At 65.3% G+C, this 25736-nt stretch carries 22 protein-coding genes; 13 read left to right on the plus strand and 9 right to left on the minus strand.

All coding sequences use genetic code 11. The features are described from left to right. Positions 1–62 precede the first annotated feature (62 nt). The 7 genes from IPK69_04270 to IPK69_04300 all read left to right on the plus strand — a co-directional run bounded on the left by IPK69_04270 (position 63) and on the right by IPK69_04300 (position 7336). Positions 63–845, plus strand: coding sequence for an NTP transferase domain-containing protein (locus IPK69_04270; protein ID QQS09843.1), 783 nt, complete (start codon positions 63–65; stop codon positions 843–845). A 66-nt stretch (positions 846–911) separates the two neighbouring features. Next, positions 912–1424, plus strand: coding sequence for a dTDP-4-dehydrorhamnose 3,5-epimerase family protein (locus IPK69_04275; GenBank protein QQS09844.1), 513 nt, complete (start codon positions 912–914; stop codon positions 1422–1424). A 9-nt stretch (positions 1425–1433) separates the two neighbouring features. Continuing rightward, the gene (gene rfbD / locus IPK69_04280; protein ID QQS09845.1) at positions 1434–2285 is read left to right on the plus strand and encodes a dTDP-4-dehydrorhamnose reductase; all 852 of its coding nucleotides are present in this window, start codon (positions 1434–1436) and stop codon (positions 2283–2285) included. Further along, the gene (locus IPK69_04285; GenBank protein ID QQS09846.1) at positions 2285–2770 is read left to right on the plus strand and encodes a hypothetical protein; all 486 of its coding nucleotides are present in this window, start codon (positions 2285–2287) and stop codon (positions 2768–2770) included. Before rfbD ends, IPK69_04285 begins: the two co-directional genes overlap by 1 nt. 114 nt (positions 2771–2884) lie before the next feature. Continuing rightward, entirely contained in the window at positions 2885–4414 is a 1530-nt protein-coding gene (locus tag IPK69_04290) for an aminotransferase class III-fold pyridoxal phosphate-dependent enzyme (protein ID QQS09847.1), read from the plus strand. A gap of 79 nt (positions 4415–4493) precedes the next feature. Next, a complete protein-coding gene (locus IPK69_04295) occupies positions 4494–5756 on the plus strand; it encodes an arginine N-succinyltransferase (protein ID QQS09848.1) in 1263 nt (420 codons plus the stop codon). Then, a complete protein-coding gene (locus IPK69_04300) occupies positions 5753–7336 on the plus strand; it encodes an aldehyde dehydrogenase family protein (protein ID QQS09849.1) in 1584 nt (527 codons plus the stop codon). Before IPK69_04295 ends, IPK69_04300 begins: the two co-directional genes overlap by 4 nt. Before the next feature lie 4 nt (positions 7337–7340). Here the strand turns inward: IPK69_04300 and IPK69_04305 are convergent, their stop codons facing one another. The 4 genes from IPK69_04305 to IPK69_04320 all read right to left on the minus strand — a co-directional run bounded on the left by IPK69_04305 (position 7341) and on the right by IPK69_04320 (position 10798). Further along, positions 7341–8180, minus strand: a complete 840-nt coding sequence (locus tag IPK69_04305; protein ID QQS09850.1) for a CoA transferase subunit A — start codon at positions 8178–8180, stop codon at positions 7341–7343. A gap of 70 nt (positions 8181–8250) precedes the next feature. Beyond that, positions 8251–9486: a tRNA pseudouridine(13) synthase TruD gene (truD, locus tag IPK69_04310; protein ID QQS09851.1), complete on the minus strand. Its 1236-nt coding sequence runs from the start codon at positions 9484–9486 to the stop codon at positions 8251–8253. 47 nt (positions 9487–9533) lie between these two features. Further along, positions 9534–9875 carry a FliM/FliN family flagellar motor switch protein gene (locus tag IPK69_04315; GenBank protein QQS09852.1) on the minus strand — a complete coding sequence of 114 codons (342 nt, stop codon included), beginning with the start codon at positions 9873–9875 and terminating at the stop codon, positions 9534–9536. A 224-nt stretch (positions 9876–10099) separates the two neighbouring features. After that, positions 10100–10798 (minus strand): PEP-CTERM sorting domain-containing protein, encoded by a 699-nt coding sequence (locus IPK69_04320; GenBank protein QQS09853.1) that lies wholly within the window; start codon positions 10796–10798, stop codon positions 10100–10102. Between the two features lie 1065 nt (positions 10799–11863). Here IPK69_04320 and IPK69_04325 point away from each other — a divergent pair. Both IPK69_04325 and IPK69_04330 read left to right on the plus strand, forming a co-directional pair. Beyond that, a complete protein-coding gene (locus IPK69_04325) occupies positions 11864–12457 on the plus strand; it encodes a hypothetical protein (GenBank protein QQS09854.1) in 594 nt (197 codons plus the stop codon). An 84-nt stretch (positions 12458–12541) separates the two neighbouring features. Next, complete coding sequence (locus IPK69_04330; GenBank protein ID QQS09855.1) at positions 12542–13558, plus strand: hypothetical protein; 1017 nt, start codon at positions 12542–12544, stop codon at positions 13556–13558. A 35-nt stretch (positions 13559–13593) separates the two neighbouring features. Here IPK69_04330 and IPK69_04335 read toward each other — a convergent pair whose 3' ends face one another. The 5 genes from IPK69_04335 to IPK69_04355 form a co-directional block, all read right to left on the minus strand. Continuing rightward, positions 13594–14967 carry an MFS transporter gene (locus IPK69_04335; GenBank protein QQS09856.1) on the minus strand — a complete coding sequence of 458 codons (1374 nt, stop codon included), beginning with the start codon at positions 14965–14967 and terminating at the stop codon, positions 13594–13596. Between the two features lie 71 nt (positions 14968–15038). After that, positions 15039–15500 (minus strand): SRPBCC family protein, encoded by a 462-nt coding sequence (locus IPK69_04340; GenBank protein QQS09857.1) that lies wholly within the window; start codon positions 15498–15500, stop codon positions 15039–15041. 62 nt (positions 15501–15562) lie between these two features. Beyond that, positions 15563–15910: a hypothetical protein gene (locus tag IPK69_04345; protein ID QQS09858.1), complete on the minus strand. Its 348-nt coding sequence runs from the start codon at positions 15908–15910 to the stop codon at positions 15563–15565. An 87-nt stretch (positions 15911–15997) separates the two neighbouring features. Beyond that, positions 15998–16345 (minus strand): hypothetical protein, encoded by a 348-nt coding sequence (locus IPK69_04350; GenBank protein QQS09859.1) that lies wholly within the window; start codon positions 16343–16345, stop codon positions 15998–16000. Between the two features lie 152 nt (positions 16346–16497). Then, positions 16498–19479, minus strand: a complete 2982-nt coding sequence (locus IPK69_04355) for an immunoglobulin domain-containing protein (protein ID QQS09860.1) — start codon at positions 19477–19479, stop codon at positions 16498–16500. A gap of 235 nt (positions 19480–19714) precedes the next feature. Here IPK69_04355 and serS point away from each other — a divergent pair, with 235 nt between their 5' ends. From serS to lhgO, 4 genes are all read left to right on the plus strand, one after another. Then, positions 19715–21148, plus strand: coding sequence for a serine--tRNA ligase (serS, locus tag IPK69_04360; protein ID QQS10417.1), 1434 nt, complete (start codon positions 19715–19717; stop codon positions 21146–21148). A gap of 154 nt (positions 21149–21302) precedes the next feature. Beyond that, positions 21303–22487 (plus strand): methyltransferase domain-containing protein, encoded by a 1185-nt coding sequence (locus IPK69_04365; protein ID QQS09861.1) that lies wholly within the window; start codon positions 21303–21305, stop codon positions 22485–22487. Further along, on the plus strand, positions 22484–24505 hold the full coding sequence (locus IPK69_04370; GenBank protein QQS09862.1) for a hypothetical protein: 2022 nt from the start codon (positions 22484–22486) through the stop codon (positions 24503–24505). Before IPK69_04365 ends, IPK69_04370 begins: the two co-directional genes overlap by 4 nt. 12 nt (positions 24506–24517) lie before the next feature. After that, positions 24518–25729, plus strand: coding sequence for an L-2-hydroxyglutarate oxidase (gene lhgO / locus IPK69_04375; GenBank protein QQS09863.1), 1212 nt, complete (start codon positions 24518–24520; stop codon positions 25727–25729). Positions 25730–25736 lie beyond the last annotated feature (7 nt).

A 25736-nucleotide genomic window follows, 5' to 3' on the forward strand; every position in this document is an offset into this window, starting at 1 on the left:
GATCGTCGCGGGTTGTGGTCCTCTCTCGATGTGGGACCTCGGACGCGTGGGAGTAGTGAGCAATGAAGGGTGTGATTCTCGCGGGCGGGCTTGGGACTCGGCTTCGGCCTTTGACCCTCGTCACCAACAAGCACCTCTTGCCGGTGTATGACCGGCCGATGATCTATTACCCGATCCAGTGCCTGCTCACGGCGGGCATCCGCGACATCCTCATCGTCACCGGGGGCGAGCACGCGGGGGACTTCCTCAAACTGCTGAAGAACGGCAAGCACCTGGGGATCAACCACCTCGAGTACGCCTATCAGGAGGGCGAGGGCGGGATCGCCGACGCGCTGCGCCTGGCCGAGGAGTTCGCCGACGGCGGGAAGATCAGCGTCGTGCTGGGCGACAACATCGTGCAGCACAACATCCGACGCGCGGCGGGGGACTTCTTCTCGCAGGCGTCTGGGGCGAAGCTGCTCCTGAAAGAGGTCCCCGATCCGCAGCGATTCGGCGTCTGCCGATTCGAGGGCGAGGGGAAGGCACGCCGGATCGCCGAGATCATCGAGAAGCCCAAGGACCCGCCGAGCAAGTGGGCCGTCACCGGGATCTACTTTTATGACGCGGACGTCTTCAAGTTCTGCAACGCGCTGAAGCCGTCGGCTCGCGGTGAACTCGAGATCACCGACGTGAACAACTATTACCTCAAGCGCGGCGACCTCACGCACACGGAACTCGATGGATGGTGGACCGACGCGGGGACGGTCGAGAGCCTGCACCGGGCGGCGAATCTTGTCGCCGAGGGCGGGGCGAACCTTGTGGATGGCAAGCCCGTGGACCTGACCGCGGTGGCAACGAAGGCGTAGCGGATCGCGCGTGAGTCCGGCGTGTGAAGAGTTTTTTTGCGATCGAGTGTTTGGAGCGATGCATCGATGCAACCGGTTCGTGCCATCTCGCCTCGTGTGTGGACGCCTGGGGAAGGGACGCTGCGCCAGGCGTGGGACGCGGCTCGTGAGAAGATCGAGCCGATCGTGTATCCGCTCGCGTTCTTCACGGACGACCGCGGTTTCTCGCTGATGAACCTCATGCAGGGCGTCGTCGAGCCGAGCGGGCAGGTGAACTTCAGCGTGCAGTATCCGGGCGTCGTGAAGGCGTGGCACGCGCATCGATTGCAGACGGATTTCTGGGTCTGCGTGCAGGGGCATCTCAAGGTCGGCTGCTATCGCGAGTCGGACCACACGGCGTGGGCCGTCGTCACGGGCGAGAGGCGGCCTGCGATCGTCATCATTCCGCCGCCGTTGTGGCACGGTGCGGCCACCGTCGGGCCGACGCCCGCGAGCCTGATGTACTACCTGACGCACGCCTTCAATCCGCAGCAGCCCGACGAGAACCGGCGCGCGTGGGACAGCGTCGTCGGATTCCCGTGGGCGCCCGAGAACAAGTGAGGGCATCGCGTGCGTGTGCTCGTCATTGGAAAATCGGGGATGCTGGCGCGGGCGCTCGCCGGGGAACTGACGCATCGGCGCGTCGCGTTCGAGGTTGTCGGGCGGCCCGAGGTCGATCTCTCGAAGCCATCGACGATTCCCGGCGGATTCGCGGGGTTCACGCACGTGATCAACGCGTCGGCGTGGACCGATGTCGACGGGGCCGAGACGCATGAGCGCGAGGCGACGGTGGTGAACGGCGAGAGCGTGGGCGTGCTCGCGAGGGCGTGTGCGGCGAGCGACACGACGCTCGTGCACTACTCGACGGACTATGTCTTCAATGGGCGGGCGAATACGCCGTACTCGATCGACACGCCGCGTGATCCGGTGAGTGCGTACGGGCGATCGAAGGCGAAGGGTGAAGCGTCGCTCCAGGAGACTCATTCTCTTGCCCCTCGCTGGCTGTGCCTCCGGACGAGTTGGCTTTATGCCCCGTGGGGGAAGAACTTTACGCGGACGATCGCCAGGGCCTCACGGGAGCGGGACGCCTTGAAAGTCGTGATCGATCAGCGCGGGAGGCCCAGCAGTTGTCTGACGCTCGCGCGGACCACGCTGGATCTCCTCGAGAAGAATGCCACGGGCATGCTGCACGCCTGCGATGCGGGCGAGTGCACGTGGTTCGAGTTCGCGAAGGAGATCGTGCGGCTGGCGGGACGCGAGGGGACGTGCCGTGTCGATCCGTGCACGACCGACGAGTTCCCGCGCCCGGCGCGACGGCCGGCATATAGCGTACTGGACCTCGCGCCGACCGAGGCGCTCGTGGGTCCGATGACGCCTTGGCGCGAGGCGTTGGCGGAGGTCTTCGCGCGGCTGGAGGCTTGATGGATGATTCGGAGCGTCAGTACGAACTCGCCGGATCGCCGATGACCGGCGAGCCGTCGCCTCGGGCTTCGTTCGTTGCGAATGTCGCGCTCTCGGTGCAACTTGGCCTGCTGGCGATCTCGCTCCTGATGGTTGTCTCGATGTGGATCGTGCAATCGAAGTCGGGCGGGTTGTCCGGGCCTGGCTTGGTCGATCCGAAGGTCGCGCCGCGATGGTGTCTCACGGCCAGTCTGGCGATGCTTGTCGCGGGGATTCTGCTCGCGGTGCAACTCGCGAGCGCGTCGTGGCGCGAGGGGCGATCGCTGGGACTGGGCGTGACGATGGCCGGGCTGGCGGGCGTGGGGTTCGCGTGGGGCTCGCCCAAAGATGGCGTCTTCTGGGTGGCGTGGGTCGTTCTGGGGTGGTCGGCGACTCTGACAGTTGCGGGGCTGTCGATTGCGATTCTCGCGGTGCAACGCTCGATGAATCGCTCGAAATCACGCTGAGTTCAGGGGTTGTGAGCAGCCAAATGCCGCTCCCGGCCACCCCAGGAACCGCCGATACACTTGTCTATGAGCATCGCATCTTCCGGTGGGCGTCACAGCCCCACTTCGTTAGGTATGAGTCAGGGTTCGGTCCCTTCGGCGACGCATGGCGGGCGTCTCGTCGCCAGCGGCGTCGTGGCCCAGGCCGCGGATCAGATCATGCAGGAAGTCGAGCGCGCCCGCGGCTCGATCACCGGCGTGCGTGGGCCCATGAGCGACCTCAAGGTCTCGTACGACGACCTGCTCGCGCGGGCGACGGCCGTGCGCGGCCGCGGGCTGCTGTATCCGTACATCTCCTCGGGCCTGGGGAACGGCGCACTCGTCGAACTCGCCGACGGCTCGGTGAAGTGGGACATGATCTGTGGCATTGGCGTGAACTTCTTCGGGCACGCCGACCCGGACCTGATCAAGGCCTCGATCCTCGGGAGCATCGACGACACGCTGAAGCAGGGCAACCTGCAATCGGGGTTCTCGTCGTATGAGTTCGCCGAGACGTTGCTCGCGGAGGCGAAGAAGCACAGCCGCCTGAAGCACGCGTACCTTGCGACGGGCGGCGCTATGGCGAACGAGAACGCGCTCAAAGTCTGCATCCAGAAGAAGTTTGTCGATCATCTCACCTCGCTCGGCGCGAACGCGAATGCGAAGCCCGAGCAGTTGCTGCTGGGCGCGAGTCCCACGCCCCGCGTGCTGGCGTTCAAGGACTGCTTCATGGGTCGCTCGCTGACGATGGCGTCGATCGGCGACAACCACGCGGGGCGTGAGGGACTGCCGATCGTCTTCCCGGTGGACTACATGCCGTTCTGGGATCCTGCGGCCGCCGAGCGTGTGGGCAAGGCGCGGTTTATTGACATGGCCGTGGATCACCTCGAGCAGTACGCGCATCGCTACCCTGGGCAGCACGCGTGCTTCATCTTCGAACTCGTGCAGGGCGAGGGCGGCTTCAACGTGGGCGACCGCGACTTCCTCAAGGCGCTCATGGACGCCTGCCGCCGGCACAAGATCGCGATCTGGGACGACGAGATCCAGACGTTCGGTCGCCTCGAGCGCATGTTCGCGTATGAGCACTTCGATCTGGGTGACTACGTCGATGTGTTGTGCGTCGGCAAGATGACGCAGGCGTGCGCCACGCTGTGGACGCCCGAGTTCAATCCACGATCGGCGATCCTCTCGGGGACATTCACCGGCGAGGGCCCGTCGTTCCGCGTCGGGCAGCGCGTGATCGAACGCCTCCGCGACGGCCACTTTTACTCCAACGGAACGACACCCGGCCTCTTCGCCCAGCACCATGCGAAGTTTCGCGTGCACACCAAGACGCTCATCGCGAAGCACCCCGAGTGGTTCCCCGCGGTCGAGTCGCTCGGCGGCGGCGGCGAGAAACTCATCGGCGGCGCGGGGGGGATGATGCGATTCACTCCGTTCGGCGGCGTGAAAGACAAGGTCAACAAGGCCTGCAAGGCGCTCTATGACGAGGGCGTCGTGCTCTTCTACTGCGGGCACGGGCCGTACCACGTCCGCATGCTCCCGCCGCTTCCCTCGATGAAGATGGACGACTGGCCCAAGGTCTTTGAGTGCGTGGAGCGCGGGCTCGCGAAGGCATCGGCGTGATCGCGGCGTTGTGACCCCGACGTAGTGATCCAAGGTTCATCGGCACCCCGCGTGCCGCGGCGACTGTCAGGAGCGACTTGTGTTCGTCATCCGCCAATCTAAACCCGATGATGTCCCGAACTTCCTCCGCCTCGCGCGGATGGTGTTCTTCATCAATCTGCCGCCCAACGAGGCGATCCTCCACGCGAAGGTCGAGCACTCGATGGCGTGCTTTCGCAAGGCCGCGGGTGTGAAGGAGTCGGCGAACGCTCCGGCACGACGGCGAAAGTCCGCCGGCGGCTTCGCCGAGAGCGAGGGCGACAGCGAACTCTTCGTCTTCACCATCGAGGACACCGAGACCCGCAGCGTCATCGGCACGTCACAGGTCCGCGCCCACCAGGGCGGGCCCGGCGATCCCAACTGGTCCTTCCGTATCACCGAGAAGACCTTCCGCAGCGAGCGCCTCGGCTGGGGCACGACGCACAAGGTCGGACAGTTGTATGGCGACGAGACCGGCCCGAGCGAGGTCGGCGGGCTCATCATCCAGCCGAGTTATCGCGGGCACAAGGATCGCCCCGGGCGGCTTCTCTCGTTCATCCGATTCCACTGGATCGGCCTGCACCGCAAGCGCTTCGCCGACCGTTTGCTCGCCGAAATGATGGCGCCGATCTCCAGCGACGGCGACAACGTCTTCTGGGATCATTTCGGACGCAAGTTCATCCCCGTGAAATATGGCGAGGCCGACCGGTTCTGCCAGCACAATCGCGGGTTCATTCCCGAACTCTTGCCCAAGGACGAGATCTATCTCTCGCTCTTCCCGCTCGAGGTGCAGAATCTCATCGGGGCCGTCTCACGCGAGACGATCCCCGCGCGGCGGATCCTTGAGAGCCTCGGCTTCCAGTATCGTAACTTCGTCGATCCCTTCGATGGCGGCCCGCACCTCGATGCCGTCACCGACGACGTCCCGCTCGTGAACGCGACCCGGCAAGTGACGCTCGTCGAGGCCGATGAGGATCGCTGCGACACGCCAGCGATCGTGAGCGTGACGGGCGAGGACGGCGAGTTCCGCGCGACCGAGGCGCTCGTGCATGCGACGAAGGCCGGCGTCGGCGTTCCGCGGGCCGTGCTCGATCTGCTCGGCGTAAGTGAGGCGAGCACCGACGGTGCGTGGACCCCGCTGTCGAAGTGGGCCGGGCGTTCGTCTTCGAGCGGCGAGACTCCGGTGACACGCAACGGACATGTGAAGGCCGCGAAGGCATCGAAGCGATCCGATCGATCAACCGCGCGGACGCCGAAACCTGCTTCTCGCTCCTCATCAAAGCCATCTTCGAAGCCCGCCAAATCGAAGCGAGCGCGTTCGTGAGCGGCCAGGCCCACCACCCCTCGCTCTCTCGCGGGCCCGCGGACCTCATCGCCGGCGAGTGGCGTTCGCTGGAATCAGGCGCGGGTGAGCGCATCGTCTCGACCAATCCGGCCCATCCCTCGCGCGTGGTCTGGCAAGGCGTGGATAATCCATCCCATGTCGACGCCGCCGTCGCCGCGGCGAGATCGGCCTTTGCCGAGTGGTCCAACTGGCCCTTCGAGAAGCGCGTGGGCGTGCTCCGCGCTTTTCAACGCATCGCCAAGTCTCGTGAGGCGGCCCTCACCGAACTCCTGCGCGACGAGATCGGCAAGGCGACGTGGGATTCCAAGGGTGAGGCGGGCCTGCTCTCGGGGAAGGTCGATATCACGCTCGACGACTCCGAGCACGGGGCGATGCGTCGTGTATCGGCGTTCGATGTCGCCGTGGGCCCGACGCGCGCTGGACGCGCGTGGTTCAAACCGCATGGCGTGATGGCGGTCCTCGGGCCGTTCAACTTCCCGATGCACCTTCCCAACGGGCACATCATCCCCGCGCTCGCGATGGGGAACACGATCGTCTTCAAGCCTAGCGATAAGACGCCCGCGTGCGGGCAGGCGCTCGCCGAGATGTACCACGACGCGCTCGTTGAAGCCGGGGCGCCCAGGGGCGTCGTGAATCTCGTGCAGGGCGGCGCGAAGGTCGCGGCGTCGCTCGCGTCGCACCGCGACATCGACGGTGTACTCTTCACCGGTTCCTGGGACGTCGGCCGACGCATTATGCAGGCGAATCTCGATCATCCCGGTCGCATCCTCGCCCTCGAGATGGGCGGCAACAACCCCGCGATCGTGATGGACGATGCCGATCTCAGGCAGGCACTGGTCGAGATCGTGCGATGCGCCTTCGTGACGAGCGGGCAACGTTGCACCTGCACGCGGCGCGTGATCGTGCATGAGAGAGTCGCGGATCGATTCATCGGCGCGCTCGTGGAGAGTGCCAAGCGCCTCGTCGTGGGCGATCCCGCGACGGAGGGCACGTTCATGGGCCCTGTGGTCGCGAAGGGTGCTCGCGATGGGATCCTCCACGCGTTCGAGTCACTCGTGAAGGCGGGGGCGAAGGCCCTGCTCTCGTGCGAGGCACGGACCATTGACGCGAAGGACAACGGCTGGTACGTCTCGCCCGGCATTCTCCGCGTCGATCGTTTCACGAAGAATGCCGATATCGCCACACCGGGTGGCGGGGTCGATGTCGAGGTCTTTGGACCGTTGCTTCGCGTCAGCGTGGTGAAGACCCTTGACGAGGCGATCGAGCAGGCCAACGCAACGTCGTTCGGGCTTGCGGCCTCGATCTTCACGCACAAACAATCGTCGATTGAACAATTCCTTCGCGACACTCGCGCCGGGTGCCTCAACGTCAACACCGGGACCGCGGGGGCGAGCAGCAAACTCCCCTTTGGCGGCCTGGGGCACTCGGGCAACCACCGCCCCGCCGGCGCGTTCAGCCTTGATTACTGCGCCTACCCGATCGCCGGCATGACCGAGACCGGTGCCGCAAGCACCATGGCCCCAGGGATGACGATCGACGACGCGTGGTTGATAGGGTAACGGCTCACCCCGGCGTCACGGTTCGCTGCTCGATCCGCTTCTCGCTCGTCGTCTGGATCACGCGATCGATGAAGTTGCCCGGCGTATGGATCGCGTCGGGGTCGAGCGAGCCGAGGGGGACGAGTTCATCGACCTCGGCGAGGACGAACGCCGCCGCGGTCGCCATCATCGGGTTGAAGTTCCGCGCGGTCTTGCGATAGACGAGATTGCCGAAGGGGTCGGCGCGGTACGCCTTGACGAGCGCGAGGTCGGCGTAGAGCCCGGTCTCGAGGACGTACTCGCGCGGCGAGGCGTGCTGTTCCGCCTGGTCCTTGAGATTCTGGATCGCTCGGCCCGCGTAGCCGCGACCGGGGATCGTCGCGCCGCAGCGTCCATCGGTCGGGCGGAAGAGTTGGCGTGTCTCCTTGCCGTCGGCGACGATCGTGCCCGCGCCCGTCGCCGTGTAGAACGCGGGGACCCCGGCGCCGCCCGCGCGGATGCGCTCGGCGAGTGTCCCCTGCGGGTTGAACTCGACCTCGAGTTCGTTCGAGAGGAACTGCTTCTCGAAGGTCGCGTTCTCGCCGACGTAACTGGAGATCATCTTCCTGATCTGGCGCGTCTGAAGGAGCAGGCCAAGCCCGAAGTCGTCAACGCCGGCGTTGTTGCTGACGCAGGTGAGTTGCTTCACGCCCGAATCGCGGAGGGCGGCGATCAGATGCTCGGGAATGCCGCAAAGCCCGAATCCGCCGACCATCACGGTGATGCCGTCCTTGAGAACGCCCTTCTGCTTGAGGTCGGCGAAGGCGTCGCGGGCGGACTGGTAGACCTTGGACTTCGCTCCGGTGGAATTCGCGTCGTGTGCCATAGGCGGAAGGGTACGCGACCGGTGTCTCTCTCGCGACCGAAGTTTGGTCCGGTTCGATCGTGAGCGAGGCCTATTCGCCGAGCGCACGAAGGAGGACCGTCGCGTAACTCCCCGAGGGGAGCGTGAACGACACCCGCCGCAGGAACATCTTCGGCGATCGCGGCGGAGCGAACTCGTCGTGCTCGGCCCGAGACATGGAGAAGTCCGTCGCGCTCGCGATGAGTAACCGATCCACCGAGCGGAACATCGGGCGGCGCAGTCCGGGGAGTTGCAGATCCTTGAGCGTGATTCCAGCCTTTGCCAGCACCGTCGCGAGCGGCTCGGCCCATGGTGCCCGTGGCCTCAGTTCCATCGATGCCGTGGGGAGCACAAGCCGATCCACACCGCCCAGCGATTCGAGTGCCGGGCGCACCGTTGCGGGCGAGGCGAACTGCAGGATGCCGTGGTCGTCCATCACGGCGCACGTTGTAGATCCCGCGAGGCGCATCGTGAGCAGCGCCGCCGTCTCGTTCCACAGCCAACTCTGGAAGGCGTCGACCGCGAACTGCTGGGTCTGGGGCGAGATCGACGCGAACGCCTCCGTCGGCGACTTTCCTGCCGCCAGATGCTCGATGGGCCGACGATCCGCGCACGCGGGCAACTCGCGCGCGAGTTCCTCCCATCGCCCCCACTTCGTCGCGCACAACCTTGTGAATGCACGCTTCGTTCCCGTGTCCTTGCGTGCCGGTGTCGCAATGAGCAGACGGATCCCCTCGACATAGTCCCCCGCAATGAGCGATCGAGCGGCGAATCCCTCCTTGTGCCGCGCCGAGCCGAATCGCTGCGAGCCGAAGTAGTTCGTGAACCAGAGCGTCGCGGCGTTCGAGTCGCCCTCGGCACGATACTCGTGCGCGAGGCGCTCCATCTCGCCGACGCGTTGGCGGTCCAGCCCGCGGACGACGATCTCAAAGGCGTTGTGTCCGATGTCCGCCGCGACGAGCGCCCGCGGCGCGAAGCCGACGGGCTCGTACGAGAGGCCGGGCCCCTCGAGCCGCGCGAGATCGCGAGCATCCTCAAACTTCACGCTCAGGTGCTGCGTAGTGACGGCGTGTTTGTCCTTCAGCCCCGCGTGGGCCACGCTTCCTGGCTTGACACCGAGCAGTCGCCCCAACGCGATCGACGCCTCGGGCGTGGTCTTCTGGCGTTTCTCGCAAAGGAAGACCGCGAACGGTGCATCCTTCGACCACTCTGGTCGGATCGCCGCGAGCGTCTCGTGTTGGAGAACCTCGCGCACGCGGAAATCTTCGGCGACTCGCCGCAATGTCATGGCAGATCATTCGTCGGGTGAGGGGAGGGGGTGCGGAGAGGGGGGCGTCACGCTCCGGGGAACATGGAGGCCATCATGCGGGCGGCGTCGTTGGCGCCGTCGTCGTTGCCGGCGTCCATCCAGCCGCCGACGGCCTCGATGCGCTCGCGGACGTCGCCGATGAACGTCACCCGGATCCCGAAGTTCTCGCCGACCTTCACCGCCTCGCCGAAACCGACGTGTCGGTTGTGGACGAGCAGATCGAGTTCCTCCTCGGCGTTCTTGGTGAGTTCGATGATCGAGCCGGGGACGAGGGCGGTGATCTCGCTGACGCGCAGTTTCCGCTCGGCGACGCGCACGATGATCGGCACCTCGAGGGACAGGATCTGCTTGTACGTCAGGTCGGACATGCACGCTCCCGCGCCCCAAGCCGAAAGGCCTCAGGCGTCCGCCCGCGACACGCACGGCGCAGCGCGGGGCGCGGCACACGTCGCAACACCCATGCCAGGCGCTCCGATCGGCACGCTGACCTCCTGAAACGAGACGCCCCGCCGTTCCGTGCGGTCGGGCGGGGCGCTACGTCCTGTGTGTGGACGATTTCTGTCCGTGGCGACCCCGAGGATCGCGACGTGGTTTACTTCCGGCGGCGGCGGCCAGCCATCAGCATCCCGCCAAGGGCGAGGCCGAGGGTGCCGGGGGCGGGGACGAGTTCGGCGGTGAAGATCCAGTCGTTGCTCTCGATGTAGGTGTTGGGGTCACCGGCCATGAGCCAGCCCCAGCCCGAGATCCCCGCGAAGCCGCGGTGGCCCAGGTCGTTGTCCTCGTCGCCGAAGCGGAAGGCGTGGTTGCCGTCGCTCTTGTCGTAGAGGTTGATCGGGCCCAGGGGTGTGCCGATGACGCCCTGATTGTTCCCCGCGTCGGAGGAGACGTACACGTCGTCGTCGCCGGGGACGGGGCCGACGTTCAGCGAGTACGTGAAGTCGAAGGTGTACAGGGCCTGATAGACATCTGCGGCGTATGTCCCGCCGATGTCGCGTCCGCCGTAGGCCTGACCATAGATGTGGATCGAGGTCCCGTCGTAGTCGAGGAACATCGCCGACGAGGCGTGGTCAAAGTCGAAGGTGAAGATGTCGTGTCCACCCGTGACATTGAACAACTCGTCGAGGCGTGCGCCGTAGGGGGGCGGGACCTCGTTGCCGTCGGGGTGGTTGTGGAGGCGATAGGTGCCGGTGTCGATCGTCACGGCGGAAGCGCCAGCGGCGAAACCACCAAGCCCAACCGCAACAACCGCAGCCAACGCCAAGCCACTCACTGTGTTTCGTGCGCCTGTCATCGATCTCTCCTCGTGCCCCCTTTCGGGGACTGGGACTCTCGTCCCGAAATGCCTTGCATCCAGCCCGGGCGCAAAGACGGCCCGGCGCGGATCTCTCTGGGAGCCAGAATACCGGATTTCCCCGGCAGAACAAGCGATTTCTTATCGAACTGTCCACACGCCACCCAAAACAGGGGAAAACCCTGGGATTTCGCGATCCAACCCTGTGGAAATGGGGAACGTAGGAACGCCGCGATGTCAGGCTGGGCGATCTACAGGCCGGAGCAGTTCGAATCGTGGACTGCCCCCGCGAACACCAACACCCACCCCGACTCCGCTCCACGCCGGACTCACATCTCAGAGCCGCTCCGCGCGATTCTTGCGCCACAATCCGCAAGGAACCGCGTTCCAGGCCTCCCAGGGGCCTTCGACCCGTTCGCCGGGAAACTCCTCCTCGCGGGGGATGAAGAGTTCCTGATCAGGATTGCTTCCCACCCGATTCGGAATGCTCCGGACCCGATGAGGAATGCTCCATTCCTGATTGGGAATGCTCCATTTCCCATTTGGGGGACTCCACACCCGATGGGGAATGCTCCATTTCCCATCGGGGGCGTTCCACCCCCGATGGGGAATGCTCCATTCCTGATTCCCTGGACTCCATTCCTGATCAGGAACTGTTCATTTCCGACGGGGCGGGCTCCATCCCCCACCCGGTGGAGCGCCCTTCGGACGCCCCGGGGTCCAATGCCGCTCGGAGGAAGAGTTCCTCCGACGGAAGGCGTTCCACAAGGGATCCCCTTTGCTTTGCATCTGATCCCCTTTGTTCCACATTTCGGGCACGATGCCCATCGGACAACCCCCGTGGGGGCCCCGAGAGCCGGAATTTTCGCTCCCCGGCCCCACAGCAGGCCGCCAATCATGCATCGTGGGACCGGGACGATCGAGCGGGGCCGGGCACGCGCAGTTGCTGCCGATCCGCCCGCCCGGGCGTCTCCATAGGCTCCTCGGATTCTCCTCATTCCGCATTCTCCGCGAGCCTCGTCACCTCCTCCGCCTCATGCCCCGTTCCCATCCCCTTCGATTCCCATGACCGATCCCAAGACTGAGAACACTCTCGACCTCTTCGGGCAGCCCGCGAGTGCGCCGAAGAACGCGACGCCGGCGCTGGGCGCGAACCGCGAGCGCGAGGCCGCGCTCGTCGCCGCGTACATCGAGGCGTGCCATGATGGCAAGACGCTCGATGATCTGCCCTACACCGATGAGTTCGAACGCCTGTGCGCGCGCATCGAGCCGTTCTTCGCCGCGAACCCGGCGTTGATGGCTCCGCGCGAGCGGCGGCACGAGATCCTGCGCCTGCTGCAGAACATGAGGAAGGCCTCGAAGTTGCCGACTCGCAAGGCCGTGTCGGAGATGGAGGCCAGGCCCGCGGCGGGTCTCGACGCCCCCCCCCACGCCGCGAGCGGGACGATGCCCATCCGCGTCACCGAGCAGGAAGAATCGCTCGTGCGCGATCTCATCGCCAAGCACACGGGCCTGGAGGGCAGGACCGGCGTCGGCAAGCGCGATCGACTGCCGTACTCTCCCGAGTTCGATGCGCTGCGCGACGAGTTCGTGCGGACGAGCGGACGCGACATCAGCGACCACGACCTGTGGCGACTCATCGCGAAACTCGCGAAGTAGTCACACTCACCTCTTCACTTGCTCACGCCCCCACCTCTTCACCTCCCCACCTGCTCACCTCATCACTCAGGAACTTTGCCGGTCATGTCCAACCCCCCCCACGCCCCCCACGCTCTCCGCACCTTCCTCACCGGACTCGTCGACTACGCCGGGCTCTTTCCGCCCGCGAAACTCGACATGGTGAGGGCCGTCGAGACCTACGCCCGCTGTGCCCGCGGCGAGCACGAGTGGATGCTGGGTCGATTCATCTGCCCCGCGGCGAGACTCGGCGAGTTCGAGAAGGCCGCGGCCGGTGGAGGCATGCTGCCGGGCACGCTCGCGACGAGCGGGTATCGCGAGCATGCCGAGCATTCAGGGGGACGTGAACCGTGGCGGCTGAGCGTGCTTGTCGATGCGAGCAGCAGCGCGGCACTCGACACGGATCTCGACGCGATCGCCGCCTTCAACGAGCGGCACGCGGAAGAGGATCAGGGGCTGGCCGTCGTGGACGCGGTGGAACTGAAGGTGGATTCACCTTCGAAGATCGATCGCGTGCTCGATGAGATGCCCGAGTACCTCTCGCCGTTCTTTGAGATCCCCGCGATGGTGGAGAGGGGCGAGGACTGCCGCGGGTTCGTGGCGGCACTTTCGGGAAGTAAAGCGTCCGCGAAGATCCGCACCGGGGGCGTGACGCCCGAGGCGTATCCGAGTGCGGTCTCGATCGCGGTGTTTCTGCGGGCGTGCCATGCCGCCGACGTGCCCTTCAAGGCGACGGCGGGCCTGCACCACCCGATCCGCTCCGAGCACGCGCTGACTTATGAGCCGGGAAGCGTGCGCGGCGTGATGCACGGGTTCGTCAACGTCTTCCTCGCGGCGGCGTTCGTGCGCGTGCTGGGCACACGAATCGACGACCACACGCTCGTGAAACTCCTGAGCGAGACGAGGGGGCAGGCGTTCGCGTTCACCGACGAGGGCGTGACGTGGACGCCCTCACCCACGGGAGCTGCGGTCGGAATCTCGGCGACGGACCTCGCCCGCGTCCGCGAGTCGTTCACGCTGTCGTTCGGCAGTTGCTCGTTTGATGAGCCGGTGGAGGATGTGACGGGGTTGGGGTGGATGTAGACAGCACGCGACACGCATGAGGAAACACGCGATCTCTACGACCGCGCCGGAGGCGGTCCCGCGAGGGGATCGGCCTGGGGCGTGACCGACGGCGTCGGCGTTGGTCTTGGCGTTCTCGACTCGATGCGGCCTGTGGTGCCCGACTTCTTCATGACGGCGTGGAGTCGCCACATCTGGTACGCGGACCAGACGTGGGCGATGGCGGCGAGGGCGAGGGGGATGTCGAAGGCGTGGAAAATCTCGTAGAGGGTGATGCCCAGGGCCTGGAAGATCGTGCCGCGGACGCCGACGAGCGTGGCGTGGATGGAGACGTACTGGGCGGCGCGCCGCGGCGTCGGGGCGAAGGCGACGGGCCCGAGCATCCAGCCCATGCTGGCGCCGGCGTGGGCGATGCCATAGAAGATGCTGATGGCGAGCAGGTCGGCGTGCCCCCGTGCGAACATCAGGCCCATGGGATAGAACGTGAGGAGGAAGAAGGAGAGGGCCGTGCTGCGAACAGCGCCGAGGCGATCGAGCAGCCACCCGGCGGGGAGGATCATCGCGACCACCGCGATCTGATACGGCACGTGGGTGGAGTTGGCGATCGTGTCGTAGGGAAGATTCAGTTTGTCGGTGACGAGGTTGGGGAGGAGCGCGGTGGCGATCATCCAGCCAACGCCATAGGTCATGTAGGCGCCCTCGTAGCGTGTGAAGGCTGGGTCCTCGCGGAGGACCTCCTTCATGTGGACAACGGGGTAGAGCAGGGCGCGGACGGGGTGCTCGCCGCGCTTGGTGGCGAGGACGCGTCGTGCGTCGTGGCCTGTTCGCGTGGCGAGGAAGGTGAGTACGCCGACGCCGAGTAACTGGGCGAGAACGAGGGCGGGCATGAAGACGCGGAAGGAATCCGGATTGGCGTTCTGGACTTCGCCGAGGAGGTACCCGATGCCGCCGCTGACGAGCATGGAGGAGCCCCAGATGATGGAGTAGACGCGCCCACGGGACTTGGCGGGGTAGAGCGATCGCAGGAGATCGCCCGCGGCGGGGTGATACGCCGCGCCGCCGATTGAGGCGATGACCTGGGGAATCGCGAGGAGCCAGAAGTTGGTCGCGAGCGAGGTGAAGGCGAGGGGGAGCGAGGCGACGATCCAGTAGATCGCGGCGTATGGCTTGAACCGCAGTCGCGAGTAGAGGTCGTTCCAGAAGATCGAGAGGCAGAAGAGGACGACGGGGGCGGCGGTCAGGATCACCACGTGCCTCGCGTCGGCGTCGAAGTACTTCTTCGCGATGATGGGAACGATGAACCACGCCGCGAAGGACGTTGATTGGATGAGGATCACGCCCAGGACGTGGAGCGGGAGGAGCCAGTGGGGAACGCTCGAGGACGCGGGCGGCAGGCTCGCGTCGGAAGCCGACGGCACGGATCTGGACATGGACGGAGAGCGTAGGACGCCCGCTCGATCACGCTTCATCCACCCCTGCGAGTGTCAAGGAATGTGCGCGTTCAAGCGGATTCGGCGGCGTGCTTGAGGTCCTCGAAGTCCTTGGCCATGCACTTCCTGATCGTGCCCTTGAGCATCCACCCGGTGAGGGCGCTCATGATCCTGGCCGGCGTGGTGAGCGGCGTGGCCTTGAACTTCATGGTGACACTGGTGGACGTTGGGCCGGCCGGCTCGAAGACGAAGGTGGAGACGTAGTGGCAGCCGTGGTTTCGGCATTCGACGGTGTATCCTCGCGGCGGGTTGAACTCGGTGATCTCCATCTCCTCGGTGGCGTCCTTGCCGAACATCGTGCGTGTCTCGCGGAATCGGGTGCCCTTGCCGATCGGGGCAGGTGTGAGCAGGACGAGCGACGTGATCGCCGAGACGTTCTTCCCGGCGTTCTCGAGATCGGAGTAGATCGCGAAGACCCGCTCGACCGGGGCGTTGACCGTCGTCTCGCACGTGATGCCGGCATCGAGAGCCATGGTGTTTCCTCGGTGCGACGACGGACCGTTCCACGACGACGATCGCGTGTCGTGTGGCTAGTTTACCGGGATTTCAAGGCTTGTGCCCGCGCCAGGCGGCGGATGAGGCCGACCTTGAGCATCACCGACCCGGCGATGGACACGACCACGCCCACGGCCATGATGGCGAGGCCGGGGATCATGGAATGGGCGACCTGTTTCCCATCGGCGAGAGGATCTGATGTTCCCACGGCACGCGCGTCGTTGCCCATCGGGTCGTTCAGTGCCTCGGCATACACGCCCAACACTGGCCGGAGCGCCAGGAAGAGTCCGACAAGCGCCACGAGAAGCCCGATCACCAGGGCGATGCCGCCGAGCACGAGCGTGACTTTCGACGGAGTTCGTGGACGTGACGCGGTGTCGCAGGGCATGCGGGTCTACTCGCCTCCTCCGCCTCCATCACCACCACCCCCGGCACAACCGGAGTCGTGGCTGCCGGCATCCCCAGACAGCAACCCCTAGCCGTGCCGACCGTCATCGTGAGGGACATGATCGAAGGGGAATGCGCCGAAATGGGGTGACACTCCGCGCTTTCTCGGCGCGTGAGCAGGATTCTGGCGTGTCATGATCGCCTTCGACGCGCCGATGAACAGCGACATCGCTCCCAGCACGCCCATCACAAGGACCACGACGGCAAGGCCGGTCTGGTAGGGCGTCATCGAGGCGTGAGGCGGCGATACACCTTGCGTCGTTGATGGCGTGATCGGTGCACGCGTGGATTGGATAAAGATACCAAGACCGATTGCCGCGGCAAGTGCGGCGGCCCACATCCACACGCCGAACCGGGTCTCGGGACGAGACCACATGCGCCGCATCATGTCATTCAACTCTGTTGGAGGCTGCTGTTTCACGAGGGATTGTTGCGGGGGTGGACGCGCGGCGCGAGAGTGACGCCAAGAAAACGGCCCCGGACGAATCCGGGGCCGTGCGAAGCTTGCTGGAACGTACGTTGTTGGATTCAGCAGCCGGCGTTGAAGCGTGTGAGGTAGTACAGCAGATCGTCGACCGTGACGCCGCCGTCGGGCGTGCCGGTCGCCGATCCATCATCGACGTCGGCGACGAGGCTGCCGGCGTTGAACTGGGTGAGGTAATAGAGCAGATCGTCGACGGTGACGCCGCCGTCGGGCGTGCCCGTGCCCGAGCCATCGTCCACGTCGGCGACGCAGCAGGTCTGCACGGTGAGTGCGGCGGCGGCACTGGTGGCCGTACCGCATGCATTGGTCACGACGCAGTCGTAGTTCCCAGCGTCGGCGGGTGCTACTGCGGCGATGGTGTAGGTGTCGGCGTTAGCGCCCGAGATGTTGCTCAGGTCCTTGCGCCACTGGAAGGTCGCGCCGCTTCCGCTATACGAAACGGAGAAGGACGCGAGCATGCCGGTGCACGCCGTCGCGGGCTGAGGATCGGCGGTGATCGACACGCCTTCGCCCACCGTCAACGCCGCAGCCACACTCGTGTCGCTTCCGCACGCGTTGGTCACGACGCAGTCGTAGTTCCCGGCGTCGGCGAGCGCGACAGCGGCGATCGAGTAGGTGTTGCTCGTCGCGCCGCCAATCGGCGTGCCATCCTTTCGCCACTGGAACGTGGGCGAATCGCCAGACACGACAACGACGAACGAGGCGATCGAGCCAACACAGGCGCTGACCGGCGAAGGATCGCTGGTGACCGAGGCCGGGGCGCTTACCGTCAGACTGGCCTGGTTGCTGTTCACGATGTTGCAGGCGCCGGTAACGACGCAGTCATAGTTTCCCGCATCGCCGGCGACGACGGAGGCGATGGTGTAGGAGTTCGAGGTCGCGCCGCCGATGTTGATCCCGTTCTTGCGCCACTGGAAGGTGGGCGCGGTGCCCGAGGCGGCGACGGTGAAGGTCGCGGGCGAGCCGGGGCAGGTGGTCACGGGGTTCGGCTGGCCGGTGACCGAGACCTGGGTGTTCACGCCGAGTGAGGCGGCGTTGCTGGTGATGGTGTTGCAGGTGTCGGTGACGACGCAGTCATACGAGCCCGCGTCGCCCGCGATGACGGAAGCGATGGTGTAGGAGTTCGAGGTGGCGCCGCCGATGTTGGTGCCGTTCTTGCGCCACTGGAAGGCTGGGGTATTCCCAGACACCGCAACGGTGAACGTCGCGGGCGAGCCGGGACAAACGGTCGCGGGGCTTGGCTGTGAAGTGAACGAGGCGCTCCCGAGAATCGTGAGCAGCGCCGGGTTGCTGGTGACGTTGCCGCAGGTGTCGGTGAGGACGCAGTCATAGAACGCGGCTGAGGCGGGCACAACCGAGGCGATGGTATAGGAATCGCTGGTAGCGCCGGAGATTGCGACGCCGTTGCGGCGCCATTGGAACGTAGGCGAATCGCCGTTCCATGTGATGGAGAACGTGGCCGGAGACCCGAGGCAGGTCAAGACCGGCTGGGGCTGGGTGACAACTTCGGCAGAGGGGACGACCGTGAGTTGCGCCGGGTTGCTGGTGGTGGAGCCGCAGTCGTTGGTGACGACGCAGTCATAGAACGCGCCCGAAGTAAGGACGACGGAGGCGATGGTGTAGGTCGTGCCGGTGGCGCCGGAGATATCCACCCCGTTGCGTCGCCACTGATAGGTGAGGGTCCCGGTTCCGGTCGCGGCGACGGTGAAGCCGAATGATGTGCCCGTGCAACCCGTCCCGCCGACGGGCTGGGTCGAGATCGTGGGCACGTTGCACGCCGCACCGGCGTCGTCCCAGCCGATGGCGTCGAGCATGTCCTTGTCGGCGGTCTTGTAGAAGTTCGGCGAGAAAGTCACGCCGGTGGAGAGGATGGGCTGCATGATCCCGATGGCGCTCGGTGGGCTGAAACTCTGCTGGAAGAAATGGCTGGCCTGGTTCGGGCTGCCGTCCGACATGCGGTACTCCGCCGAGATGAGATCGCTGTTGGCGTCGTCGTTGGTCGGGTTGTTGAAATCGATCTCGCGCGCCGCGGTCTGGAACTCGGCGGTGGTGTCGGGGTTGGTGTCACCGAGACCGGCGCGGTCGACGCGAGCGAATCGGAAGAGATCGAGCGCCTCGGGACGTGTGCCGCCGTCGGCGTTGGAGGTGAACCCCTGCGCGTGACCGACCTCGTGGACGATGGTGTCCACGAGCGAGAGGAGCGAGCCGCCCACGCCATTCGTGGGATCGAAGTCAAAGGAGAAGGCGCTGTTGTACTGCATGCTCGCGTCACTGTTGGTGACGGAGCCGATCGTGGCGCGGTAGTTGGCGCGGGTCCAGTCCATGCTTGTCTGATTCGTGACCGTGGCGCTGGTCGCGTTGAATCGCACGGGGAAAGACGAGCCGGTGGGGAGGAACGATTGGATCGTGTCGTTCCCGTCCATTCCGTTGATCAGCCCATTGCGCACGTTGGTGTACGAGATGTTCGTCACGTAGTTCGAGCCGGTGGCGCCGATGACGCTCCCGCCCAGGTTCGCCCACGAGACGCTCACGGTGATCGAGATCGGGTCGGACCACTGGCTCTCGATGTAGGCCTCGGCGGCCGCAAACGACGCCGCGGCCCCGGAGGGAGCGCCCGTCGCGTTGATGTTGAAGATCACGTTGAGGCCCGCGGCCCGGGAGTTGATCCCGCCCCGAGGGACGCCGCCGATCGTGTTATCGACCACAAGAAGATTCTGAACCTCACCCATCTGTCGCTCGTGGTCCCGGGCGATGCGATGGAGGTCTTCCTCGGTGAGCGCTCCCGCGGGCGTGCCGCACATCGGACGCCAGCGATCCTCGGTGTCGATCGAGATTTTCTCCTGCGTCGCGTAGAGCGTCGAGGTCTCTTTGTGCTGGTTGGTGGCGAACGTCGGCACGCCGCGACGGGCGACCTGGCCCATTGCGGGCACCGCCAGCGTCGAGAGGGCCATCGCTGCCAACAGCCCAATGCGGGAAACAAGCACCCCTCGCGCCTGGGGCGCGTCCGTTCCACTATTCATGTTCATGAGACCCCTTCCGAATACGTACTCGAGAATCCGAAACTGTTCGCCCACTCTACAGCAATGGTTCTCCGCAGAAAAGGGCGTTTTTACGTCCGACATTGTGCGAATATGAATCGGAACCGTACATTATCCGAATATTGTCGATTCAACCCGCATCTGTTGCGGATCGTTCAGGAGAACCCCGGCAGACACCGAACTTTGACCTTGCCAGAACATGTCCGGCACTAAACTCACCCCCATGATCGATCTGAAGCAACTTCGAGAGAATCCCGCCCGCTTCGCGCTCGGCGCCAAGGCCAAGGGCGTCCATGTGGACATCGAACGTCTCGTCTCGCTCGATGAGCAGCGTCGCGCGATCACCCTCGAGCGCGAGAAACTCCGGGCCGAGCAGAACCGGATCTCCAAGGAGGCCGGGCCGGCGATCGGCAAACTTCAGGGGCAACTCAAAGGTGCGCACGGCGACGCGCGATTGGCGATCGAGCGCGAACTCGACGAACTCAAGCAGAAGCCCGCACAGTTCAAGGCCGCCATCCAGGAACTGGAACATAAAGAGGCCGCCCTTTCCACCGATATCCACGACCTGCTCCTCGCGGTTCCCCTTCCCCCTGATCCGGATGTTCCCGAAGGCAAGGGCGCCGAGGATAACGTCGAGGTGAAACGATGGAGCGCACCCAAGAGCCAGGCCCATCCCAACGGCTTCGACACGACAAAGTCCTTCGAGGCCAACAAGGGCTTCAAGCCCAAATCCCACATCGAAATCCTCCGCGACCTTAACCTCTGCGACTTTGAGCGAGGCGTGAAGATCGCCGGTTCGCGGAGTTACGTGCTCAAGGGCGCGGGGTTCCGCCTGCACCAGGCCGCCCTGCGATACGCCTTCGATTTCATGGTCAGCAAGCACGGCTTCACGCCGATGTCCGTCCCCAGTCTCACTCGCGAAGAAACCATGATCGGCACGGGCTTCTTCCCCGCGGGGCGCGAGCAGGCGTACCAGATCGAGGAATCCAAGCGTGGCGGCGGGTACGACCTCTTCCTCGCGGGTACGGGCGAGGTCGGGCTGATGGGCCTGCACATGGGCGAGATCCTCGACGAGGCGCACCTGCCGCTGAAGTATGTCACCGTGTCGCCGTGCTTCCGTCGCGAGGCCGGGGCCGCGGGCAAGGACACCGCCGGGCTCTATCGCATCCACCAGTTCGACAAGGTCGAGCAGGTCGTGATCTGTCGCGCGAGCGAGGAAGAGTCCCGTCGCTGGCACAAGCAGATGATCGCCTTCGTCGAGGTGCTGCTCCAGAGCCTGGAACTCCCGTATCGCCTGCTCCAGTGCTGCACGGGCGACCTGGGCGTTAAGAACGCCGACATGGTGGACATCGAGTGCTGGATGCCCGGACGCGGCGAGATGAAGAACGGCTCACCCACCGGCGACTTCGGCGAGACCCACTCGGCATCACGTCTCTACGACTTCCAGTGCCGCCGGCTGAACATGCGCTACCGCATGGGCGGCGAGCAGGGCGCGGGCGAGACGACCTTCTGCCACTCGCTCAACAACACCGTTCTCGCGAGCCCGCGCGTGCTCATCCCGATCCTCGAGATGCACCAGCAGCAGGACGGGAGCGTCCGCATTCCCGAGGCGCTCCGCCCGTACATGGGTGGGATCGATCGAATCGGCCCGGCGTAATCACGCGGCGCACGCTTCCTCCACGGGTGACTCTGGATCGCGTGACGACCAATTTCGCACCAAGTGGGCCAAGTCTCGCCAAGATCGCCGGGGTTTCCAGCCGATAATCGTGGGTCGGGTCCGGTCTGTCGGCCCGCATCCGGGAGCCTTCCTCGTGCGTTGCACCTGCTGCGAGTCGAGCCATCTCTTCGACGTCCTCTGCCTCGAGGGCGTGCCGGTCTTCTGCAACGTGCTATGTGAGACGGTCGAGGACGCGCGCGCGTTCCCGCGCCACGACATCCGTCTCGTCATGTGCCGCGAATGCGGACATCTCTATAACGCCGCCTTCGATCCCGCCCAGGTTGAGTACTCCGGGACCTACGAGAACGCGCTTCACTTCTCGAGCGTTTTTCGCGAGTACCAGGCTCGCCTCATCGAGGAACTCGTCGAGCGCGACGGCGTTCGCGGCAAGCACATCGTCGAACTCGGCTGCGGCGACGCCTCGTTCCTGAGCGCGCTCTGCGAGAAGGGCGCGAACACGGGCATCGGCTATGACCCGGCATTCGACCCCGCGCGCGCGACTATCCCCAATCCGGATCGAGTCACCGTTCGACGCGAACTCTTCACGCCCGCGACAGCCGCAGGTCAGCGGATCGATGTTGTCTGCTGCCGGCACGTGCTCGAGCACATCGACACGCCGAACACATGGCTGAAGGGCGTGCGTGACAGCGTGGCGCGCGCAACAAGGCCTGCGGACACGCTGCTCTTCTTCGAGGTCCCCAACGCGGCGTACATGCTCCGTGCCCTGGCGATCTGGGATCTGATCTACGAGCACTGCAACTACTTCATGCCCCGGGCGATGGCACGCGCGTTCCAGCGTGCGGGTTTCCGCGTGGACCGGACCGACGAGGTGTATTCCGGGCAGTTTCTGACGCTGCGCGCGCATCTGGCGCCCGCGAACGCTCCGGCCGCGATCGAGCCGCGATCGACCGAGGACGAGTCGAATGAGACGCTCTCGCACCAGTTCGGCTCGGCGTGCCGGGAGAAGATCTCGCAGTGGCGGTCGCGATTCGGCGGATGGGGAAAGTCCGGCAAGCGCGTCGTGCTGTGGGGCGCGGGGACGAAGGGCGTGATGCTGCTGAATCTCGCGGACGCCGATCGGGCCGCGGTTGGAGTTGTCGATCTGAACCCGCGCAAGCACGGGCATTTCATCGCGGGGACAGGGCAGCCGATTCTGTCGCCGGGCGAATTGGCGAGCGTCAAGCCCGATGTCGTGATCGTGGTAAATCCGGTGTACGAGGCGGAGATCCGGCGTGACCTCGCGTCGCGCGGGCACTCGCCGGAGGTTGTGCTCGCGTGAGCGAGTCTCGCGGCGCATCCACCGATCCGACCTTCAGCGATTGCTTCGAGGGGCCGCACCAAGGGCGAGAGATCGTCGATGCCGAGGGCGTCGTGTCGATCGATCATGGGGAACTGCGAATCCGTCCGCTCGCGAAGCCCGGGTTTGGGCGGGCCGGGGTTCGATATGGCGACACGCCGACTTCGCCCCGCACGCTCGTGTATGCATCGATCCTCAACGGGCACAACACGTCGCAGACGTATCGATTGAAGAACCTTGCGAGGCAGGTGTATCGCTTCACGAAGGGGAGTGGGAGCACGCCGCACGCCCTGCACGTGCTGTATTGGCTCTTCCACCAATCCCGCGAGTCGTTCGTGCGGCGGTTGTGGTGCTGGGCGTGGGCACGATTCGCTCCGCCCGATCCCGTGATCAAGGACAATCTGTCGTTCGGCGTGCGTCGTCCCGGCTCGTCGAGCGTGACGCCCGATGCGGACTTTCTCGGGCTGGTTATGCATGCCGCGTCGCATGACTGCGGCGAGTTGCACGCGATCGGCGCCACCCGGACGAGGCTCCTGCGCGGCGTGCAGAACGTCCCATTCCATGTCGCGATTGTGCTGCGTGAGCGAGAAGCGATCGTGCTCTTTGGCGGCGTGCCCGGGGCGCGATCGCACGGGCCTGGTCCGGGCCTCATGCCGATCGCGGTCGTCGATCGTCCGGCGTGGTTGGGCGATCAGGCGACGCTGGAGTTGCAACAGGCGGTCCTCGGCGAGATCGGATTCTCGGTGGACACCCGCGTGTGCGAGATCGGCGCGATGGCCGACTCGCAGGACAAGATGGGATCCAGTGACACTCACGCGGGGCTGATTCTCGTTCGCACACGGCGAGACGTGGACACCCTTTCCGTGTTCGTTCGCGCCGGTGCGTTGGAACTGAGAGTGGGACCGACGAGTGTCGCGTGGGTACGGCATGAGCATGGTCACGAGGTCACACTCTGTGAGGATTCACGCTCACTGCGGCTGGCCAATGGATCCCGGCTCGTGATCGTGGACGATGGCACGCACATGGGCGCGAGCCTCGATGGCGTGCCCGTGATGGGCGAGTTTGCCAACGACCAGATACGGCTAAGCGATCACGCTGCGCCGCAGGGCGGAGCGCCTCTGGTTCGCGTCGTGACGGGCGACGGCACAACGCTCGAAGCCCGCTCAAACACGACTACGTCTGAAGGATTTGAGATCGAGGTCTTCCCTCGTTCCGTGACGCCGGTTACTACGGGGAGCACGACCTCGAATGCCCGATCCGCGACCGGCATGACAACCGGCACAACGGCCATGAAGTCGACCGGACACTCGACCGAGTCCTTCGCTCCGTTTGTGTTGCCCAAGGATTCACGCGTGGTCCTGGACGAGATGTTCCCCGACGCCGGAGATTCTGCGGGCACACTCGACACGCTCTCCAATGCGCTCGGCACCTGGCAACGCACGCTCGGCCACGGCGTCATCGAACGGATCGCCGGTGGTGGCGCTCGCGTGCGCGCGGCGGTCGGTAGCCCGTGCCCCAATCGCACGCTCTACACGCTTCCCTGGCGCGATCCGTCGTACGCGGCATTGCGTGTGGAGATGACGCCGCCTGGGTCTGGGCGAGGTGAAGGGCACGACGGGCGTTCCGGCGTCGTCTTCGAGCAGGACGCGAAGAACTCGATCATCGTGAATCTCTGGCTGAACGATGGCTATGAGGGGGCGTCGATCTCGACGTTCTTTGTGGTCGATGGGTTTGACGACATCTACTCGGCGGTGTGGACCAATGTTGGCGATCGCGTCTCATGGGGGAAACGCTTCGCGCTCGACGTCACCATCGATGGCGAGTTGATCTTCATCACCCTCAACGACGAGCCGGTCCTCTGGAGGCGGATGTCCGACGTGTATCCAAAGCGTGGACCGCTGCGGATCCATCGCGTCGGGCTCGCTTCGAACTGGGAATGGGGACTGGACACGGGGACGATCTTCCACTCTTTCACGGCTCGCATGCGGGCCACGACGTAAGGCACGATCAGCATGGAACACTTCAACACAGTCGTGATTGGCGGCGGGATCGTGGGTCTCGCGACGGCGTACAGGCTCCAGTCGCTCTCGTCGGCTTCGGTCGCGGTCATCGAGGCCGAGGGCGAACTCGCGACGCACCAGACGGGACGAAACTCGGGCGTGATCCACTCGGGGCTGTACTACAAGCCCGGCTCGCTCAAGGCGACACTCTGCGCCTCGGGGCGGGACGCGATGTACGACTTCTGCGCGCGCCACAGCATTCCGCACGAGCGATGCGGGAAGGTCGTGGTGGCGACGACGCCGGAGGAGATCCCGAGGCTCGACGAACTCGAACGCCGCGGGCGCGCCAATGGACTGACGTCGATCCGGCGGGCGTCACGCGAGGAGATCTGCGAGCGCGAGCCGAATGTCTCGTGCGTCGCGGGATTCATCGTCGAAGAGACGGGGATCGTGTCGTATCCGTCGGTCGCGAGGCAACTCGCGCGGTTGATCAATGGTTCGGGCGGGAGCGTGCGAACGAATGCGAAGCTGCTGAGCGCGGGCGTCGAACCTGGCCAGTTCACGCTTGAGACCTCGGCAGGACCGATTCGCGCGTCGTCGATCGTCAACTGTGCGGGGCTTCAGTGCGATCGCGTGGCGAAGATCTTTGGCGTGGAGCCGAACGTGCGGATTGTGCCGTTCCGGGGCGAGTACTACGACCTGCTGCCGCATGCGCGCGGGCTGGTGAAGGATCTCATTTATCCCGTGCCCGATCCCGCGTTTCCGTTCCTTGGGGTTCACTTCACGCGCGCGGTGGATGGGACAGTGGAGGCGGGGCCGAATGCGGTGCTCGCTATGGCGCGCGAGGGATATGACTGGGAGACCTCGTCATGGCGCGACCTCGCCGACATGGCGCGATACCCGGGTTTCTGGAAGTTGATCAACAGGCACTGGCGCACGGGCATGATGGAGGCCCGGAGGTCATTGAGCAAAGAACTGTTCCTCGGTGCTCTCCGGAAGTTGATACCGGACCTTGGCCTCGAGGACATCACGCCGGGACGCGCGGGTGTGCGAGCCCAGGCGGTTGAGGCGGATGGCGGCCTCGTTGACGATTTCCGCATCATCCGAGGCGGCGGGATGGTCCACGTGCTCAACGCGCCCTCGCCCGCGGCGACGGCGTCGCTTGCGATCGGTGCCACCATTGCCGACATTGCCGCCCAGGACTTCCATCAGGCCCGAAAATAATGGATTG

It is taken from the genome of Phycisphaerales bacterium (assembly GCA_016699835.1).
In the GTDB taxonomy this organism is placed as follows: Bacteria; Planctomycetota; Phycisphaerae; order Phycisphaerales; family UBA1924.